We start from the raw sequence: 15,864 nt of genomic DNA on the forward strand, positions 1-15,864 counted from the left end.
ACCATTACATTAATAGCATCACGGTAGGGTGCACTCACCTTGGTTCACTGCAATAAGAGGGACTTGGAAAATGATATCGAAAAAGCTGCTGGCTTCTTCGGCTGCTGTATTTGCAATGTTGGGAACGCAAGCGTTCGCTGCGCCCAATGTTGTTGCCTCGATCAAGCCGATACACTCGCTAGCCGCCGCGCTGATGGAAGGTGTCGGCGAGCCGAGCCTGCTCGTATCTGGTGCGTCGTCACCCCATGCCTATTCGATGCGTCCTTCCGAGGCCCGTGCGCTGCAGGATGCAGATCTTGTGTTCTGGATCGGTCCAACCATGGAGACCTTCATGGTCAGTGCGCTTGAGGCGCATGCCAAGGACGCTCAGGCAATCGCGCTCGTGGAAACGCCCGGGATCGTGGAACACGAATTGCGTGAGGGTGGGGCGTTTGAAGGTCATGATCATTCGCACGAAGGTCACGACCACGCGCATGGCGAAGATGGGCATGACCACGGCGACGAGCATGCCCATGATGACGACAACCACGAACATGATCACGATCATGACGAAGACCACGCGGACGGCGACGCCGACAGTCACGAGGGTCACGACCACGGCAGCATAGATCTACACCTTTGGCTTGATCCGGAAAATGCGCGCACCATTGCCCGCCACATGGCAGACAAGCTCGCCGCGGCCGATCCGGCGAACAAGGCGAAATATACTGACAACCTGAAAGACCTTGAGCGGCGCCTGGATAACCTGACGGCTGAGCTTCAAAAGAAGCTGGAGCCGGTGCGCAACCAGCCTTATGTCGTCTTCCACGACGCTTACAGATATTTCGAAGAACGCTTCGGCTTGCAGCCGGCAGGTTCGATCACGGTCAATCCGGAGACCATGCCTGGCGCCAAACGCCTGCAGGAGATCAAGTCAAAGCTTGCGGAAGTAGAAGCTGCCTGCGTGTTCTCCGAGCCGCAATTTGACGGAAGCATCGTTGAAGTCGTGGTGGAAGGCACGGATGCCCGCGCGGGTGAGCTCGACCCGGTCGGCGCAGATCTGGAGACCGGCCCTGATCTCTATCCAGCACTGCTTGAGCGCCTGGCAGAAGGCTTCGCCACATGCCTGACCGCCGCCAAAGGCTGACGTCCTTGGCATGAAAAAAGCCCTGCGGCCGAGGGATGCCGCAGGGCCGCATCACCGCTCAGGCGGCGACGCTGCTAGTGGTTGGCTGCCCAATCATCAATTTCACGCTCGGCTTCTTCCTGCGTCTTGCCATAGCGTTCCTGAATGCGGCCAGCCAGTTCCTTGCGATTGCCTTTGACGACATCGAGATCGTCATTGGTGAGCTTGCCCCACTGCTGCTGGGCCTTGCCCTTGAACTGCTCCCAATTGCCTTCAATCTGATTCCAGTTCATCGAATGTCTCCTTGGCTCGCGCGCCTCGGTGGCGCGATCAATATTCGTGCTTCCTAAACGTCCTTGAGCGACCGCTGTTCCCATCGCCCTGAGGGAAATTGCATGCATTGATGTGAAGGCGTGGTGTGCTTAAGTCATGGGTGAAGGAGCAAGGATGGACCACGCCGCCCGATCATTCCGCCCGCCAGCACCCAAGCCCCGCACATCGCCGCCATCGACGCTGCAGATGATGCGGATCGTCTACCGCAATCCGCTCGAATTGTGGGGCGAGCCCAGCTACAACGAGCCTTGGATATCGATAGCCGGTGGCCTCGGTGGGCCGCTGCTCATTGCCAATGATCCCGGCCTGATCCGTCATGTGCTGGTGGATAATGCCCGCAACTACAAAATGGCGCGCGTGCGTCAGAAAATCCTGCGGCCCATCCTGCGCGATGGGCTCCTGACTGCCGAAGGTGATGTGTGGAAACGCTCGCGCAAGGCAATGGCGCCCGTATTCACGCCGCGCCATATTGCAGATTTCGCCGGTCCCATGCTGGAGCAGGCTGAAAGCTTCGCGACACGTTATGAGGCGGAATTGGGAAAAATCGTCGACGTCTCCCGCGACATGACCATGCTCACCTTCGACATCCTGGCCGAAACACTGTTCTCGGGCGAGGTTGCCGGCGAACCCGACAGCTTCGCAGGACAGGTGGACCGGCTGTTCGAAACCATGGGCCGCGTCGATCCGCTCGATCTGCTGGGTGCGCCCGATTGGCTGCCGCGCATTACGCGTCTGCTGGGGCGCAATTCGCTTAGATTCTTCCGCGACATCGTCGCGCGAACGATCGAGATGCGTGAAGCAAAGATGAAGCGCGGCGAGGCGGTGCCGGAAGACTTCCTCACACTCCTTCTGCAGGCCGAAGGTCCAGACGGCCTCAACCGTTCCGAGATCGAGGACAACATCATCACCTTCATCGGTGCTGGTCATGAGACCACCGCAAGAGCGCTTGGCTGGACCTTCTATTGCCTTGCAATGCTTCCGGCTGAGAGGGAGGCGATCGAGCATGAAGTGGATGAAGTCCTGGCGCGCGAGCCTGATCCGGTGAAGTGGCTGGACGAGATGCCGAGGGCCCGCGCGGCCTTCGAGGAGGCGATGCGGCTATATCCGCCTGCACCTTCCATCAATCGCGAAGCCGTCGAGGATGACCGCTTTGCCGATCTGGATATCCCGAAGGGCACGCAGGTGCTGGTCATGCCATGGACGGTCCATCGCCACCGCAAGCTTTGGGATGACCCGGAAGAGTATCGTCCCGCCCGATTTCATCCTGAAAACCGGGAGGCAATCGACCGCTATCAGTATCTGCCCTTTGGCGCAGGTCCGCGTGTATGCATCGGGGCAAAATTCGCCATGCAGGAAGCAGTCATCGCCATGGCAGTGCTGATGCGGCGATACCGTTTCGATGTGACCCCGGAAACGAAACCGTGGCCGGTTCAGAAGCTCACTACCCAACCCCAGGGTGGGCTGCCAATGAAGGTCAGCCTGCGTCAGCCCTGAAAGATGTTCTGGACATGAACCGGCCAGCGGCGCGGCAAAATCGCCACCAGATCGTAGCGTATTGAAAGCTTGTGTCGGTTCGGTTGACGCGCGAGCCATAGATCGGCAGCCGCATCGATGCGCCTTTGGGCGGTGTAACTGACGGCATCCATCGCCTCGCCAAGGCTGTTGCGCGCCTTGACCTCCACGATCGCGACCACGTCGCCCCGGCGCGCAATCAGATCAATCTCGCCGAGCCGTGTCTTGTAGCGACGCGCCTGAATGCGATAGCCCTTGAGCATCAGTGCGAGGGCTGCCAGCCATTCGCCGCGATGGCCCCGGCGGTAGGCAGCAATCTTCCGGTTCTGCCGGTCAGTGCGATCCATCTTTGAGTTCCAGAAGCCGCTGATAAAGGGCGGACTTCTTCGCCCCGGTCATGCGCGCTGCCTCACCGGCAGCCTTGGCTGCAGGCATCTCACCGGCCAGGGAAAGCAGCAGCCGGTCCGTGTCTGCCGGGTCGAACGCCTCACTGGCTAGCGGCGGCGCAACACATACCACGACCTCGCCCTTCGGCGCGCCTGCACTCTCGTAATGCGCTGCAAGCTCCGTGAGCGTACCTGGTCGTACCTCCTCAAAGGTCTTGGTCAACTCGCGTGCGATCACTGCCTTCCGGTCTCCACCAAGCATCTTCGCCATGGATCCAAGGCTGGCACCCAGCCGGCGCGGACTTTCAAAGAAAACGAGAGTGGCTGGAGATGAGTTTAATTCATTTAGCCGGCTCTCGCGTTGTCCAAGCTTGTTGGGAAGAAAGCCGGCAAACAGAAAGGCATCCGTTGGCAGGCCACTGGCGGTCAGGGCCGCAAGAACCGCCGAGGCACCTGGGATCGGCACCACGCGCAGGCCACGCTCCTGCGCCTGCGAAACAAGACGAAAGCCGGGATCGGAGATCAGTGGTGTGCCCGCGTCACTTGCAAGTGCAACGCTCTGTCCTGCTTCCACCGCGTCCAGCAGCTTCGGTCCGGCTTCCGCCGCATTATGCTCGTGATAGGCGGTCATGCGCCGCCGCATCCCGTACCGTTCGAGCAGTACCCGCGTGACCCGCGTATCCTCGCAGGCCACGATATCGGCGCTGGCAAGCGTTTCGAGCGCCCGGATCGAGATGTCGCCGAGATTGCCTATGGGTGTGGCGACGAGATAGAGCGCAGGCTCCAGTCGCGGTGCCGTCATGACCGCGTCGCGGATGGTGAACTGTCGCTTGTTTTCGGTCTCGCTCACGCGCACTCCCGTCTGGCGAAGATATCAGGGGCCAATCTAACTGCTGGTGATCAAACTGCCACAACCAACTTAACGGGCGAGATCGGCCACCACTGCATCCAGCACCACCATTCCGGCAGGTGTTGCACGAAGGCGCGAATTGCCGACGGGCTCGACCAGGCCTTCGTCACGCAATACGGCAACGCGCTCCGGCGAAAGTGGCCGCCCCGTGAACTGCTCATAGCGCACAAGATCTATGCCTTCGACCAGGCGCAGCCCCATCAGCAGAAACTCGTCCGCCTCTTCGATCCTGGTCAGCGTCTCCCCTCCGGTCACCCCGTGGCCCTTGCGCTCCACCAGATCAAGCCAGCCTTCAGGCGAACGCTCGGTGAAAGTCACCGTCCGCCGCACGCCCTCGCGAAAACGCCCATGCGCACCCGGACCAACGCCCACATATTCGCCATAGCGCCAATAGATCAGATTGTGCTGGCTCTCCGAACCGGGTCGCGCATGGTTCGAAATCTCATAGGCAGGCAGCCCATGCGCTGCGGTCACTTCCTGTGTGGCCGCATAAAGGTCGGCTGCGCTGTCGGCATCGGGGATTTGCAGCTTGCCGGCAGCGCGTAGCGCGTAAAATGGCGTGCCTTCCTCGATCGTGAGCTGATAAAGCGACAGGTGATCGGCGGCGTGGCCAATGGCTTCTTCAAGCTCCCGCCGCCAGTCTTCGACCCGCTGGCCGGGACGCGCATAGATGAGGTCGAAGGAAAGGCGCGGGAAATTCTCGCGCGCCAACCGTATCGCGGTCAGCGCCTCGTCCACCGAATGCATCCGTCCGAGAAAGCGCAGGTCACGGTCCTTGAGCGCCTGAACTCCGAGCGAAACCCTGTTCACGCCAACCTGTCGATAGCCGCGGAAGCGGTCGGCTTCGACGGAGGTGGGGTTCGCTTCCAGCGTGATTTCGACGCCATCGGGCACATGCCACTGCTCGGCGATTGCATCAAGAATGCTGCCAACTGTCGCCGGCTTCATCAGCGATGGCGTGCCGCCGCCAAGAAAAATACTGCGCACGGTACGATTACCGGTGCGCTCGCGCATTGTCGCAATCTCTCGCGCAAAGGCCTTGGCGAAGCGTGCCTGATCGACGGGCTTGTGGCGGACATGGCTGTTGAAGTCGCAATAGGGGCACTTGGCCGCGCAGAAGGGCCAATGCACGTAAACCCCGAAACCGGGATCCCTATTCAGCGTGTCGTTCATCAAAGGCTCAGCCTTGCCTCGGCAAATTTCTTGAAGGATCGCGCGCGATGGGAAAGCGCGGTCGCCTGTCCGGGCTTCCATCCATGCTTCTGCTGCGAATCCATCTCGCCGAAGGTTATCTCATGGCCATGCGGTTGGAAGACGGGATCATAACCAAAGCCCTTCTCGCCGCGCGGTGGCCAGACGAGCCGACCTTCAGCCTCACCGCGATAGAATTCGGCTTCACCATCGGGAAAACACAGGCAGAGCACGGAAACAAAGCGTCCGCTGCGCTGCTCGGGGCTCGTCGCACCCTTTTCCTTCAGCGCCCTTTCCACCTTCTCCATCGCGATTGCGAAGTCGCGGCTGCCATCAGGCTTGGTCGCCCAGTCAGCCGTATAAACGCCCGGCGCACCGTCCAGCGCATCGACGCACAGGCCGGAATCGTCGGAGAGTGCAGGCAGGCCTGTCGCTTCGGCCGCAGCCTTCGCCTTGATCAGCGCGTTTTCCTCGAACGCGGTGCCGGTCTCCTCCGGTTCGGCCAAGCCAAGCTCGGCAGCCGAAACAATCTCGTAGCCAAAGGGAGACAGGAGTTCGGAAAATTCGCGAAGCTTGCCCTTATTGTGGCTGGCCAGCACGAATTTGCGGTTTGGTATCTCTCTCACGAAAGCCCCCAGATGCGTGGCTCGGCAAATTCCAGCGAATTGCCTGCCGGATCACGGAAATAGATGGAGCGGCCGCCATTGGGCCACTCGAAATCCGCTTCGATGGAAATGTTCAGATCTTCCAGATGCGCCTTCCAGCGCGCGATCTCTTCCGCGCTGGCCGAAAAGCAAAGATGGCCCGGCCCCTTCGCCCCGTGAGGCGGGACCGGCAAAGGGGCATCATCGGCAGGCGGTGTCTGCGTGGCCTGGGCGTTGAAGAGAAGCAGAACCATCTCTCCGCAACGGAAGAAGACATGCCGCCCTTCAACGCGAACGATGCGCTCAAGGCCAAGTACATTCGCGTAGAAGCGCTCCGCCTCATCGAGGTCGTCCACATAAAGAGCGGCTTCTAGAATGCCCTTGGCCCGCACGTCTTGTTCACCCGCTTCAGGCTACAGCCATTTTCTGCAATTCGACGAGACGCTTGATGCCCTGCTTTGCAAGACCCATCAGCTGGCCGAATTCCTCTTCGGAAAAAGCCTCGCCTTCCGCCGTGCCCTGGATCTCTACGATACCGCCCTTGCCGGTCATGACGAAATTGGCATCGGTCTGGGCAGCGGAGTCTTCGGCATAATCGAGATCGAGAACCGGCTGGCCCTCATAGATGCCGCAGGAAATGGCGGCAACGTGATCCTTGAGCACCCGCTCGATATTGATCATCTGGCGTGCGTGCATCCAGGTCAGGCAGTCGTGCAGGGCGACGAAACCGCCCGTGATTGCCGCCGTGCGGGTGCCACCATCCGCCTGAATGACATCGCAATCGACTGTAATCTGCATTTCGCCGAGCGCCTGCAGATCCACCACCGAGCGCAGCGAGCGGCCGATCAGACGCTGGATTTCCAGCGTGCGTCCGCCCTGCTTGCCGCTGGAGGCTTCACGGCGCATGCGGTCGCCGGTGGAACGCGGCAGCATGCCGTATTCCGCCGTTACCCAGCCCTTGCCGGAATTGCGCAGCCAGCCTGGAACGCGTTCTTCGAGGCTTGCGGTGCACAGCACATGGGTGTCACCGAACTTGACCATGCAAGAGCCTTCGGCGTGCTTGGAGACACCTCGCTCGAAGCTGATCGCGCGCATCTCGTCGGGCTGCCTTTTGGAAGGTCTCATTTAAGCGTTTCTCCGCTAGCGGTTCGGGGCATGGTTAATCGACCGGCTTGTAACTTTCTTGGTCTGAGGACGCAAAGGAAAACCGCTGCAACCGTGCTGCGCCAGTTGTGTTTATGCGCCTGCCGCATATATTTTACGGCAGGAGTATCAGCGCAATGACGAAGCCTATCACCGACCGAGATCTGAGTTCGCTCGACGCGCGCTCTCGCGACATATTCCGCCTGATCGTCGAGACCTACCTCAACGAGGGGGAGCCGCTGGGCTCGCGTAACCTCTCCCGGTTGCTGCCAAATCAGCTCTCACCGGCCACCGTACGCAACGTGATGAGCGACCTGGAGCATCTGGGCCTCATTTATGCGCCGCATGTCTCCGCCGGACGCCTGCCGACCCAGCAGGGCCTGCGCTTCTTCGTCGATGCCTTTATGGAGATCGGCGATCTTTCGGAAGAGGAGCGGCAGGTCATTGAAGCGCAGGTCAAGACGGCCGGGCGCAGCCAGTCGCTTGAGCATATGCTGACCGAGGCGAGCCAGATGCTCTCCGGGCTTTCACGGGGGGCCGGGCTGGTTCTGGCCACCAAGACCGAAGCGGCGCTGAAGCATATGGAGTTTATCCAGCTGGAGCCGCGCAAGGCATTGGCCGTGCTGGTTTCGCAGAACGGTGATGTCGAGAACCGTGTGATCGACCTGCCGCCGGGCGTCACCGCTTCACAGCTTTCCGAAGCCTCCAACTTCCTGAACGCACATATCCGTGGCCGCACTCTCGGCGAGGCCCGCAGCGAGATCGCGCGGCTTCAGGAAGAGACGCGCACGGCGCTCGACAAGTTGTCCCAGGCGCTGGTGGAGCAGGGATTGGCTGTCTGGTCAGAGGCGGGAGAAGGCCAGCCGGCGCGCCTGATTGTGCGTGGCCGCGCAAATCTGCTCGAAAACATCAATGCCGAGGGCGACCTGGATCTCCTGCGCCATCTCTTTGAGGACCTGGAGACAAAGGAAGGACTGGTTCAGCTTCTGGATCTGGCCGAAGACGGGCAGGGTGTGCGCATCTTCATCGGCTCGGAAAACAAGCTCTTTTCACTTTCCGGCTCCTCGCTTGTGGTTGCACCTTACCGCGACCAGGACTCGCGCGTCATAGGTGCGCTGGGCGTAATCGGCCCGACACGGCTCAATTATGCCCGTATCGTGCCGATGGTGGACTATACCGCTCAACTGGTCGGGCGTTTGCTGCGCTAGGCGCAGCAGTGCAGCCCTTGATTTTGAGGCGCCAAACCTCGATATGCGGCGCGAAATGAAGTTTTTACGAGAGACAGACAGCCAATGACAACGCACCCAAAGGACGACAACGACCTGAACCTGGAAGAGGCGAATGCCAATCCCCAGGTCGAGGACGAGAACGTAGCCGCTGAGGGCGAGGCTGAAGGCGAAGTTTCTGAAGAGGACGTGCTTCTCAAGCTTGCCCGCGAAAACGAAGACCTGAAAGAGCAGAATCTGCGCCTCGTGGCCGAGATGGAGAATCTGCGCAAGCGTACCCAGCGTGAAGTGGCGGACGCCCGCACCTTTGGCATTGCCGGCTTCGCCCGCGACATGCTGACCGTTTCCGATAATCTGCAGCGTGCACTCGGTGCGATCACGCCCGAGCAGCGCGAAAATGCTGACCCGGTGCTCAAGTCGCTGGTTGAGGGTGTGGAGATGACCGAACGCTCCATGCTCTCGACCTTGGAGCGCCACGGCGTGAAGCGCCTCAATCCGGAAGGCGAGCGTTTCGACCCGAATTTCCACCAGGCCATGTTCGAGGTCCCGAACCCCGATATCGCTGCCAACACCGTGGTTCAAGTCGTGCAGCCCGGTTATGTGATCGGTGAGCGCGTGCTGCGCCCGGCCATGGTTGGCGTCTCGAAGGGCGGGCCGAAGGCCTCCGCCGAAAAGCAGCAGGCTGACGCGGAGCAGGCAAGCTCCGGCGACGCTTCCTGATGGCCTGACCGGCCATGATGCCGCTCATGCTGCTGGATTATGCCGGGGTGGCGGTTTTCGCCGCCACCGGCGCCCTTGCTGCCTCGCGCAAGCAGCTCGACATGATCGGCTTTCTCTTCTTTGCAGGTATTACAGGGACGGGCGGTGGCACCCTGCGCGATCTCGTCCTTGGCTTGCCCGTCTTCTGGGTGGTCAACCCGGCTTATGTCATCGTTAGTGCAGCGGTCGGCGTCCTGGTGTTCTTCACCGCCCATCTGGTGGAATCGCGCTATCGCCTCCTGCTCTGGCTCGATGCAATCGGCTTGTCGGCTTACGGCGTGCTGGGTGCTGCAAAGGGTCTGGCAGCCTCGGGTTCCGTGCCGGTGGCACTGATCACGGGCATGATGACCGCGACCTTCGGCGGCATATTACGCGACCTTCTGGCCGGTGAACCGTCGGTCCTGCTGCGTTCCGAGATTTACGTCACCGCTGCCCTTGCCGGGGCCGCGGTCTATGTGGCGGCTGTTCTTCTCGGGCTGGCGGTCATGCCGGCCGCAGCGCTCGCCTTCACCGCCGCCTTCATCGTGCGGGGCGGCGGTATGCGCTACGGTTGGTCCATCCCCCGCTACAAGCCGCGCCCGGGGCGCAAGCCAGAAGACATCCTCTAGGTATCAGAGAAGACCTGCCTGCTCGGCATCGCTCTTAAGGCTGGTCTGCAGCCGCGGGCCGATCTGGCCGATGACGCGGCTTGCAGCCATGGAGCCGAGCTTGCCGCTCTGCCCGAGGCTTTTGCCATTCGTGTAGCCGAACAGAAAGCCGGCTGCATAAAGATCGCCAGCACCGGTCGTGTCCACCACGTCGCGCACCTTGACCGGGTCGATCTCCACGGTTTCGCCGTCGCGCACCACAATTGAGCCGCGTTCGGAAAGCGTAACGCAGGCGAGATCGCAATCCTTACGGATCGCGGCGAGGGCATCGTCGAAGCTTGACGTCTCGTAGAGCGAAACAAGCTCGTGCTCGTTGGCAAAGACGATGTTCACGGTCTTCGAACGCATGAGTTCGAGAAACTCCGCTCGGTAGCGGTCCACGCAGAACGGGTCGGAAAGCGACATGGCGACTTCTCGTCCGGCCTCATGCGCCAGCTCGGCGGTCATGCGGATTGCTTCCTTGGCACGTGGCGGATCCCACAGATAGCCTTCAAAATAGGTGACTTTCGCAGCCTTGGCCTTGTCCGCTTCGACATCTTCCGGCCCAAGCTCCACGCAGGCGCCCAGATAGGTGTTCATCGAGCGCTCGCCATCAGGGGTCACAAAGATCATTGAGCGCGCCGTGGGCGGCTCACCTTCAAGCGGCCTGGTGTCAAACGCCACGCCCTGTGCGCGGATATCATGCGTGTAGATTTCGCCCAGATGGTCGCGCGAGACCTTGCCGAAATACGCAGCCTTGCCACCGAAACTCGCCACACCCGCAGCCGTGTTTCCGGCACTACCGCCGGATGTCTCGATCGCCGGGCCCATCCGCTCGTAAAGAAGCGCTGCGCGCTCTGCATCCACAAGGTTCATCGTACCCCGCCGGATATCGTTCTCCACGAGAAACGCCTCGTCGCAACGGGCAATGATGTCCACAATGGCATTGCCGATGCACAGGACGTCGAATTCGCTCATGAAGCTCTCCACCGGGTCAGAGGATCTGGGTCAGTCGTTCCGCGAGCGTGTTTAACGCCTGCAGCCGGAGATTGGAACCATCATGAGCGTTCGCGCTGCCTTGTGTCGCCTCGATTGTCTGCTTATCTGCAGTGGCGAGCAAAAACGCGGAAGCGGGGGAAGACGAGCAAGATGATCATTGATGCCGCACGGGCCGCTGCCGGGCAGCTCTTCTCCGCACCCTTCCGCTCCGCATTCTACAAGACGCTTGGCTTGACCCTGCTGGTCATCGCCGGTCTGTGGTTTGGACTGCGTGAACTCTTCGATTTCTATATCCTGCCGCTTTTGCAGGTCTTCATGCCAGACCTGCCATCCTGGGCAGGCTGGCTTGGCCTTGTTGCGGGTCTTGCCGCGGGCATCGGTCTGGCGCTCGCACTTGCACTGCTGATCGCGCCGATAACCGCAATCATTGCCGGGCTTTTTCTTGATGACGTCGCGGAGGCGGTGGAGAAGACCGATTACGCGCAGGACCCGCCCGGCAAGCCGGTCCCTCTCGTTCCGGCCATCATCATGTCCCTGAAGTTCTTCGGTGTCGTCATCCTCGGCAACCTGTTCGCCCTGCTTCTGCTCCTGGTGCCGGGCGTCAACGTGATCGCCTTCTTCATCGTCAACGGCTATCTTCTGGGCCGGGAATTCTTCGAATTTGCCGCCATGCGCTTCCGCTCGGAGGCCGAGGCCAAGGCCCTGCGGCGCAGGCATGCGAGCACGGTCTTCATGGGCGGGCTGGTCATCGCAGGATTCCTCGCCATCCCCTTCGTCAACCTGCTGACGCCGCTCTTCGCCGCAGCAATGATGGTGCATCTTCACAAGATGATCACGCATTCCGCGCAAGATGCGGTCGCCAAATCCGGAGGAACGCGCGCATGACGGATCTTGTACTGGCAATACTGCACCACCTTCTGGTGTTCCTGCTCGCCTTCATCATCGCTGCCGAATTCGTCCTGATGAAATCGGACATGTCGCTGCGGGATCTGAAGATCCTCACCCATATCGACCGGATGTATGGCCTTGTTGCCATGCTGGTTCTGGCGGTTGGCGCCGCCCGCGTCGCTTTCGGCCTGCGGGGCTGGGAGTTCTATGCGGCCAACCACGCCTTCTGGGGCAAGATCGCAGCCTTTGCCATTGTCGGGCTGCTCTCGGTCAAGCCGACACTCGCCATCCTGCGCTGGAGCAGACAGGCGAAGGAGGCGGGGTTCCAAATGCCGGTGGCCGAGATCAAGGCGATGCGACGCTTCCTGGTGGCCGAAATCGCGGTTTTTGCCCTCATCCCGGTCTTCGCAGCCATGATGGCCCGAAATTTCGGCTGACGTGTCCTAAGCCGCCTGCTCATCCGCAATCGGCACAAGCGGCGCCGGAATATCCGTTGTTTTTTCCGGTGCCTTACAGAGATCGGCAATCACACAGGCTTCACAGTCCGGCTTGCGCGCCTTGCAGACATAGCGCCCGTGCAGGATCAGCCAGTGATGGGCATGGAAGAGATATTCTTCCGGAATGACCTTCATCAGCGCGGCCTCGACGGCATCAGGGGTCTTGCCCGGCGCCAGCATGATGCGGTTGCCGATGCGCAAGATATGAGTGTCGACCGCCATGGTTGGCTGCCCGAAGGCCATGTTGAGGACCACATTCGCGGTCTTGCGGCCCACGCCCGGCAATTTCGTCAGGAGGTCGCGCTCGCCTGGAACTTCCCCGCCATGCTCGTCGATCAGCGCCTTGCTGAGCGCGATGACATTCTTCGCCTTGTTGCGCCACAGGCCGATGGTGCGGATATATTCGCCAACCTTTTCCTCGCCCAGCGCATACATTTTCTCAGGCGTATCCGCCACAGCGAACAGATCCCGCGTCGCCTTGTTGACGCCGGCATCGGTTGCCTGCGCAGACAGGACCACCGCCACCAGAAGCGTAAACGCGTTGACGTGTTCGAGCTCGCCTTTCGGCTCCGGACGCTGCACCTTGAAGCGGCGGAAGATTTCCGTCAGCTCTTCATGGGAATAGGCTGTCAGCGCCTTCTTGCGCGGCGCTTTGCGCTTCGCGGCCGGCGCCTTGGCTGCATTTTTCACCTTGGGCTTTTCCATGCGCTCTCTATAATCTCAATCATGAGCGAAACGAAAGCCGATGCACCATTTTTCAGCGCGTTGCTGATGCCTCACCGCTCGCTTGGGCGGACGGGCTTTGTCGTGCTGATGACGGTGCTCGTCTTTTTCTGGCTGTCGCTGGGCGCGTTCTTCCTGCAAATGGGCGCATGGCCGGTTTTCGGCTTTTTCGGATTGGATGTTCTGGCGATCTGGTTTGCTTTCCGGATGAATTACCGTGCCGCACGCGCACGGGAGGAAGTGACCCTGTCGCGCACAAACCTTCTCATCCGCAAGACCGCGCCCTCTGGTCGCGTGGAAGAGCATGGGTTCAATCCGTTCTGGACACGGTTCCGCGTCGACCGGCATGAAGAGATAGGCGTGACCGACATGGCGGTGGAATCGCGTGAGCGCCGCATGAGCCTCGGCAGTTTCCTCAATCCGGAGGAACGTGAAAACTTCGCGAGCGCTTTCGGGCAGGCTCTGGCCACGGCAAAAGGCCGCTGATCCGGTTTCGGGTGGCAGCGCCGTGCGATCGGCGCGATAGTGCGGGCAGGGAGTGACAGATCATGAACCTGCAGACTGCCATACTTCAAAACGACATCACGCCGCGCGGCAGCGATTACGAGATCGTTCGCCGTGTGATCGAGAAGATCAGCCTCGATTATCGCGACCAGCCTTCACTGGAGGAGCTGGCGCGGGATGTTGGGGAACACCCGGCCACTCTCCAGAAGCTTTTCACCCGCTGGGCGGGGCTTACGCCAAAGGCTTTTCTTCAGGCTGTCACGCTCGATCATGCCCGTCGCCTGCTCGACGGCGGAATGCCATTGCTCGAAGCGGCCATGGAGCTTGGCATGTCGGGGCCGGGACGTTTGCACGACCTGTTTGTGACCCATGAGGCGATCTCGCCCGGCGAGTATAAGAGCCGTGGCGCAGGCCTGGAAATCCGTTACGGCTTCCATATCTCGCCCTTCGGCAGCGCATTGATCATGGCAACTGAGCGCGGCCTTGCCGGCCTTGCCTTTGCCGATGAAGGTGAGGAAGCGGAAGCTTTCGCGGATATGAGCCGCCGGTGGCCTGCAGCGACCTATGTCGAGGATATGGGCGCCACCGCACCCTATGCCCAACGCATATTCGACCCGTCGCGGTGGCAGGCGGAGGAACCGCTGCGCGTGGTGCTTATCGGTACGGATTTTCAGGTGCAGGTCTGGCAGGCCCTGATGAAGATCCCGCTGGGGCGGGCAAAGGCCTATTCAGACATTGCTCGCGAGGTGGGCAAGCCAAAGGCCTCGCGTGCAGTTGGCGCAGCCATCGGTGCCAATCCGCTTTCATTCGTCGTGCCATGCCATCGCGCCGTCGGCAAATCAGGCGCGCTGACAGGCTATCACTGGGGCCTGACGCGAAAGCGCGCCATGCTCGGCTGGGAAGCTGCCCAACTCGAACGCGGCTAGAGCCGTCCCAGCCGCTCCGTCAGAAGCTGGAAGAAGCCTTCATGGTCAATATCGCGCATGAATGTGGCGTTGGCCGGACGGTCAGTGACGCCCCACCAGTCGGCCACCGTCATGCCGAGGGTTAGCTCGGAGGCGGTTTCGACCATCACATTGCACGTGCGACCGGCAAACAGCTCCGGCTTCAACAGCCAGGCGATGACGCATGGGTCATGCAGCGGGCCGCCGTCCGATCCGTATTTTTCCTCGTCGAAGCGTTCGTAGAAGACAAGCATCTCTGCCGTCGCCTCGCCGACACGCGTGCCAAGATTGCGGATGGCGTCCACACGCTTGTGCGTGGTCAGCGCCTTGTGGGTCACGTCGAGCGGCATCATGACGATGGGAACGCCCGAGCGCAAAACCACATCTGCTGCATGTGGATCGACATAAATGTTGAATTCGGCCGTTGGCGTGATGTTGCCGCCTTCAAAGAAGCCGCCGCCCATCAGCACGATCTGCTTGATGCGCGAAGCGATCTTCGGCTCGCGGATCAGGGCGAGTGCGATATTGGTGAGCGGACCGAGCGGACAAAGCGTAACTGTCCCCGGCTCACGCTCCATCAGCGTCTCGACGATGAAATCCACCGCATGCTGCTCCTGCAGCTTCATCTGTGGTTCGGGCAACTCCGGACCGTCGAGCCCGGTTTTCCCGTGAACATGTTCCGCCGTCACGAGATCGCGTATCAGCGGCCGGCTTGAACCGGAATGGACTTTGACATCCGGCCGACCGGCCAGCTCGCAGACCTTGCGGGCATTCACTTCCGTCAGTGAAAGCGGCACATTTCCTGCAACGGCCGTGATGCCCAGAACCTCAAGCTCCGGACTTGCCAGAGCCAGCATGATGGCGACAGCGTCGTCCTGACCGGGATCGGTATCGATGATGATCGGCTGTGCCGCCATGAGCAGGGTTCCCTGTTCTTGAATCAGTTGAAGCGAGAGACCATATCAGTCTTGCAGACGGGAATGCCATTCGGGTTCCCATCTGTCCACGTCGCTCTTTGAGGACAGGAAAATATGACGCGCATGACGCCTTTCTCGAACCCGCTTCTTCTAGGGTTCGACAGTATGGAAAAAACGCTGGAGCGTGTAGCGAAATCCGGCGACAGCTATCCACCCTACAATATCGAGCGCATTCGCGCCGATGACGGCGAGGACGGACCGGCCGAAAGGCTGCGTATCACGCTCGCCGTGGCCGGCTTCAGCGAGCAGGATCTTGAGGTCGCGACCGAAGAGAATCAGCTCGTCGTGCGAGGTCGGCAGGCGGATGATGAAGACCGCGAATATCTGCATCGCGGTATAGCGGCCCGGCAGTTTCAACGTGTTTTCGTGCTCGCGGACGGCATGCGTGTTCGTGGCGCCGAGCTGAAGAACGGGTTGTTGTCGATCGACCTTGACCGGCCACGTCCCGAGAGGCTGGTGCGAAAAATAAATATTTCGGTGCGAGACTAATCGGCGCC

General features: G+C 60.8%; 20 protein-coding genes. 10 read left to right on the forward strand and 10 right to left on the reverse strand.

What is annotated here, in order from left to right:
- Positions 1 to 85 precede the first annotated feature (85 nt).
- The gene (locus WA367_RS07075; RefSeq protein WP_336056176.1) at positions 86 to 1,126 is read left to right on the forward strand and encodes a zinc ABC transporter substrate-binding protein; all 1,041 of its coding nucleotides are present in this window, start codon (positions 86 to 88) and stop codon (positions 1,124 to 1,126) included.
- Positions 1,127 to 1,200: 74 nt separating this feature from the next.
- On the opposite strand, the gene WA367_RS07080 is transcribed toward WA367_RS07075, so the two are convergent.
- A complete protein-coding gene (locus WA367_RS07080; protein WP_336056097.1) occupies positions 1,201 to 1,398 on the reverse strand; it encodes a CsbD family protein in 198 nt (65 codons plus the stop codon).
- 154 nt (positions 1,399 to 1,552) lie between these two features.
- Between WA367_RS07080 and WA367_RS07085 the strand changes: the two genes are divergently transcribed.
- On the forward strand, positions 1,553 to 2,932 hold the full coding sequence (locus WA367_RS07085; RefSeq protein WP_336056098.1) for a cytochrome P450: 1,380 nt from the start codon (positions 1,553 to 1,555) through the stop codon (positions 2,930 to 2,932).
- Here WA367_RS07085 and WA367_RS07090 read toward each other — a convergent pair.
- From WA367_RS07090 to rph, 6 genes are all read right to left on the reverse strand, one after another.
- On the reverse strand, positions 2,923 to 3,297 hold the full coding sequence (locus tag WA367_RS07090; RefSeq protein WP_336056099.1) for a YraN family protein: 375 nt from the start codon (positions 3,295 to 3,297) through the stop codon (positions 2,923 to 2,925). The two genes, WA367_RS07085 and WA367_RS07090, sit on opposite strands and share 10 nt — an antisense overlap.
- Positions 3,284 to 4,138, reverse strand: a complete 855-nt coding sequence (rsmI, locus tag WA367_RS07095) for a 16S rRNA (cytidine(1402)-2'-O)-methyltransferase (protein WP_336056177.1) — start codon at positions 4,136 to 4,138, stop codon at positions 3,284 to 3,286. The genes WA367_RS07090 and rsmI overlap by 14 nt, the downstream gene beginning before the upstream one ends.
- 117 nt (positions 4,139 to 4,255) lie before the next feature.
- A complete protein-coding gene (gene hemW, locus WA367_RS07100) occupies positions 4,256 to 5,419 on the reverse strand; it encodes a radical SAM family heme chaperone HemW (RefSeq protein ID WP_336056100.1) in 1,164 nt (387 codons plus the stop codon).
- Positions 5,419 to 6,063 (reverse strand): RdgB/HAM1 family non-canonical purine NTP pyrophosphatase, encoded by a 645-nt coding sequence (gene rdgB / locus WA367_RS07105; protein ID WP_336056101.1) that lies wholly within the window; start codon positions 6,061 to 6,063, stop codon positions 5,419 to 5,421. Before rdgB ends, hemW begins: the two co-directional genes overlap by 1 nt.
- Positions 6,060 to 6,473, reverse strand: coding sequence for a VOC family protein (locus tag WA367_RS07110; RefSeq protein WP_336056102.1), 414 nt, complete (start codon positions 6,471 to 6,473; stop codon positions 6,060 to 6,062). The genes rdgB and WA367_RS07110 overlap by 4 nt, the downstream gene beginning before the upstream one ends.
- Before the next feature lie 16 nt (positions 6,474 to 6,489).
- The gene (gene rph / locus WA367_RS07115; protein WP_336056103.1) at positions 6,490 to 7,206 is read right to left on the reverse strand and encodes a ribonuclease PH; all 717 of its coding nucleotides are present in this window, start codon (positions 7,204 to 7,206) and stop codon (positions 6,490 to 6,492) included.
- Between the two features lie 155 nt (positions 7,207 to 7,361).
- Between rph and hrcA the strand changes: the two genes are divergently transcribed.
- The 3 genes from hrcA (at position 7,362) to WA367_RS07130 (ending at position 9,817) form a co-directional block, all read left to right on the forward strand.
- Entirely contained in the window at positions 7,362 to 8,432 is a 1,071-nt protein-coding gene (gene hrcA, locus WA367_RS07120) for a heat-inducible transcriptional repressor HrcA (protein WP_336056104.1), read from the forward strand.
- An 84-nt stretch (positions 8,433 to 8,516) separates the two neighbouring features.
- Positions 8,517 to 9,170, forward strand: coding sequence for a nucleotide exchange factor GrpE (grpE, locus tag WA367_RS07125; RefSeq protein WP_336056105.1), 654 nt, complete (start codon positions 8,517 to 8,519; stop codon positions 9,168 to 9,170).
- Between the two features lie 14 nt (positions 9,171 to 9,184).
- On the forward strand, positions 9,185 to 9,817 hold the full coding sequence (locus WA367_RS07130; protein WP_336056106.1) for a trimeric intracellular cation channel family protein: 633 nt from the start codon (positions 9,185 to 9,187) through the stop codon (positions 9,815 to 9,817).
- Positions 9,818 to 9,820: 3 nt separating this feature from the next.
- Here the strand turns inward: WA367_RS07130 and WA367_RS07135 are convergent, their stop codons facing one another.
- On the reverse strand, positions 9,821 to 10,813 hold the full coding sequence (locus tag WA367_RS07135; RefSeq protein ID WP_336056107.1) for an adenosine kinase: 993 nt from the start codon (positions 10,811 to 10,813) through the stop codon (positions 9,821 to 9,823).
- 171 nt (positions 10,814 to 10,984) lie between these two features.
- Between WA367_RS07135 and WA367_RS07140 the strand changes: the two genes are divergently transcribed.
- Both WA367_RS07140 and WA367_RS07145 read left to right on the forward strand, forming a co-directional pair.
- Positions 10,985 to 11,719, forward strand: coding sequence for a sulfate transporter family protein (locus WA367_RS07140; protein ID WP_336056108.1), 735 nt, complete (start codon positions 10,985 to 10,987; stop codon positions 11,717 to 11,719).
- Positions 11,716 to 12,159 carry a DUF2214 family protein gene (locus tag WA367_RS07145; RefSeq protein ID WP_336056109.1) on the forward strand — a complete coding sequence of 148 codons (444 nt, stop codon included), beginning with the start codon at positions 11,716 to 11,718 and terminating at the stop codon, positions 12,157 to 12,159. The genes WA367_RS07140 and WA367_RS07145 overlap by 4 nt, the downstream gene beginning before the upstream one ends.
- A gap of 6 nt (positions 12,160 to 12,165) precedes the next feature.
- On the opposite strand, the gene nth is transcribed toward WA367_RS07145, so the two are convergent.
- A complete protein-coding gene (nth, locus tag WA367_RS07150) occupies positions 12,166 to 12,924 on the reverse strand; it encodes an endonuclease III (protein ID WP_336056110.1) in 759 nt (252 codons plus the stop codon).
- Between the two features lie 21 nt (positions 12,925 to 12,945).
- On the opposite strand from nth, the gene WA367_RS07155 reads away from it, so the two are divergent.
- On the forward strand, positions 12,946 to 13,428 hold the full coding sequence (locus WA367_RS07155; RefSeq protein ID WP_336056111.1) for a DUF2244 domain-containing protein: 483 nt from the start codon (positions 12,946 to 12,948) through the stop codon (positions 13,426 to 13,428).
- 62 nt (positions 13,429 to 13,490) lie between these two features.
- Positions 13,491 to 14,372, forward strand: a complete 882-nt coding sequence (locus WA367_RS07160; protein WP_336056112.1) for a bifunctional helix-turn-helix domain-containing protein/methylated-DNA--[protein]-cysteine S-methyltransferase — start codon at positions 13,491 to 13,493, stop codon at positions 14,370 to 14,372.
- Here WA367_RS07160 and WA367_RS07165 read toward each other — a convergent pair.
- Positions 14,369 to 15,307, reverse strand: a complete 939-nt coding sequence (locus WA367_RS07165) for a nucleoside hydrolase (protein WP_336056113.1) — start codon at positions 15,305 to 15,307, stop codon at positions 14,369 to 14,371. The two genes, WA367_RS07160 and WA367_RS07165, sit on opposite strands and share 4 nt — an antisense overlap.
- 114 nt (positions 15,308 to 15,421) lie before the next feature.
- Between WA367_RS07165 and WA367_RS07170 the strand changes: the two genes are divergently transcribed.
- Positions 15,422 to 15,856, forward strand: a complete 435-nt coding sequence (locus WA367_RS07170; RefSeq protein ID WP_336056114.1) for an Hsp20 family protein — start codon at positions 15,422 to 15,424, stop codon at positions 15,854 to 15,856.
- Positions 15,857 to 15,864: the final 8 nt, after the last annotated feature.

Source organism: Nitratireductor sp. CH_MIT9313-5 (assembly GCF_037029545.1).
Lineage (GTDB): Bacteria > Pseudomonadota > Alphaproteobacteria > Rhizobiales > Rhizobiaceae > Chelativorans.